Here is a 1,232-nt window from a genome sequence, read left to right as displayed (position 1 = left end):
AGACGTCATCTCAATTGGTGGCTGATGGCGTAGGTAGTCGCTGGCAGGCGTGCTGTAGGGACGGTTGAATATCGTGGTGAGCGACTACTGGACACCTGCGCATCAAGCGGTCGAGCAGGAGGATGCTGAGGCCCTGGCCCGGTTGCTGGCCGCTGGTTCCGATCCCGACGAGGTCTTCAGCAACATGACGCTGCTGACGCACGCAATCGACGTCGAGGGTGATGGCTCCCTGCAGAGCGGGCAGCCGTTGACCGTGCACACCACGGCCGTGTTGCTGGCCTTCGGGGCTGATCCGGAGCTCGCAGACCCAGACGGCCGCACCCCCATGGACATGGCCCGTCAATACGGACACGACCTGGCGATGAAACTGCTGCAGGCCCACATCAGCAGACGAGCCGCCGATAACAGATGAGGGTGCAGGCGATGCTCGTGAAGGCGAGGAAGTGCTCGGCCTTGCGCTCATAGCGGCGGTGGAGGCGGCGGCAGCCGGCGAGCCAGGACATGGTGCGCTCGATGGTCCAGCGGTGGCGGCCCAGCCGCTGGGAGGTCTCGATCCCCTTGCGGGCGATGCGGTGCTTGATGCCACGCTCTCGTAACCATCGTCGCAGGTGAGAGTAGTCGTATCCCTTGTCTGCGTGGAGCTTGTCCGGCCTGCGTCGCCGCCGCCCGCGGCGGGAGCGGATCGGTGGTATGCCCTGCACCAGGGGGATCAGTGCCTGACTGTCGTGCAGGTTTGCCCCCGAGATTCCGACGGACAGGGGCAGACCCGTCCGCTCGGTGATCAAATGGATCTTCGATCCGTACTTGCCCCGGTCGACGGGATTCGGGCCTGTCAGGTCCCCCTTTTCAGGGCCCGCATGTTCACCGAGTCGATCGCGCAGCGGGACCAGTCCAACTCGCCGCGGGAGCCGAGCTCGTCGAGGACCAGACGGTGGAGCTTGGCCCACACCCTGGCCTTCGTCCACTCGGCAAAACGGCGGTGAGCCGTCGCCCCCGACGGACCGAACGACGCAGCGGGCAACTGCTGCCACGTGCAGCCCGACGTGGCTACGAACACGATCGCGGCCAGCACCTCACGGTCGCCATGCCGGCGGCGGCCACCGCCCTGGGGCCGCGAAGGCGCCTCCGGTACCACCCGCTGGAACAACTCCCACAATTCGTCCGGCACCAGCCGCTCAACGATCCCCACCACGATCCACAGCCTACCGAGGCATCCAAATGAGATGACGTCT

2 protein-coding genes are annotated in these 1,232 nt (G+C 66.1%); one reads left to right on the top strand and one right to left on the bottom strand.

From position 1 onward, the window contains the following. The first annotated feature begins 76 nt into the window (after window positions 1-76). Window positions 77-412 carry an ankyrin repeat domain-containing protein gene (locus tag ABZ865_RS42000; RefSeq protein WP_361242821.1) on the top strand — a complete coding sequence of 112 codons (336 nt, stop codon included), beginning with the start codon at window positions 77-79 and terminating at the stop codon, window positions 410-412. Here ABZ865_RS42000 and ABZ865_RS41995 read toward each other — a convergent pair. After that, a protein-coding gene (locus ABZ865_RS41995; RefSeq protein WP_361242824.1) for an IS5 family transposase occupies window positions 384-1,183 on the bottom strand; the annotation gives its coding sequence in 2 pieces (ribosomal slippage) (window positions 384-844 and window positions 844-1,183; 801 coding nt in all). The two genes, ABZ865_RS42000 and ABZ865_RS41995, sit on opposite strands and share 29 nt — an antisense overlap. Window positions 1,184-1,232 lie beyond the last annotated feature (49 nt).

This window comes from Streptomyces sp. NPDC047085, from assembly GCF_040643735.1.
In the GTDB taxonomy this organism is placed as follows: Bacteria; Actinomycetota; Actinomycetes; order Streptomycetales; family Streptomycetaceae; genus Streptomyces.
Note: the sequence above shows the minus strand (reverse complement) of the source record. Positions and strands in the feature narration are given on the sequence as shown.